Below are 632 nucleotides of genomic sequence, written 5' to 3'. Positions count from 1 at the left end.
CGTAAAGGAGGATGAAACCGTATGATGGAGATTACCGCAGAAATCCGGGCGCTGATCGACAAGGCAGCCGCCGGTGTGGAGCTGGCCGGGGACGAGTACATAGACCCGGCAGACGGCCTCATTCACTGTAAGAAGTGCGGCGGCCAGAGGCAGACTGTTGTGCCACGCTTTGGGAAACCGGGCTACTTCATGCCCCGCTGTATCTGCCAGTGCCAGCGGGAGGCCGAGGAACAGCGCAAAGCCACCGAGGAACGGCAGCGCCGCATGGAGCGTATCAAGCGCCGGAAGGCCCAGGGCCTGCAAGACCGCTATCTGTACGACTACACCTTTGCCAACGACAACGGCCAAAATCCTCTGATGGACAAGGCCCGCGCCTATGTGGAGAACTGGAAGGAGGCTTACAAGAACAACACCGGTCTGCTGCTGTTTGGGGATGTGGGAACCGGCAAGTCCTTTTTCGCCGGTTGTATCGCCAACGCCCTGCTTGACCGGGATGTGCCGGTGCTGATGACGAACTTTCCCACCATCCTGAACCGCCTGACGGGGATGTTCTCCGAGGACAGGGCCGACTTTATCGCCAGCTTTGACGAGTACGACCTGCTCATCATTGACGATTTGGGTGTGGAGCGCAG

1 protein-coding gene is annotated in these 632 nt (G+C 59.3%); it reads left to right on the top strand.

The window, feature by feature from the left end; all coding sequences use genetic code 11:
* Positions 1 to 21: 21 nt before the first annotated feature.
* On the top strand, positions 22 to 632 hold a 611-nt coding region (locus B5F87_RS20570), incomplete at its 3' end, for an ATP-binding protein (protein WP_087284541.1).

Source organism: Eubacterium sp. An3, from assembly GCF_002159465.1.
Classification (GTDB): Bacteria; Bacillota; Clostridia; order Lachnospirales; family Lachnospiraceae; genus Anaerobutyricum; species Anaerobutyricum stercoris.
Note: the sequence above shows the minus strand (reverse complement) of the source record. Positions and strands in the feature narration are given on the sequence as shown.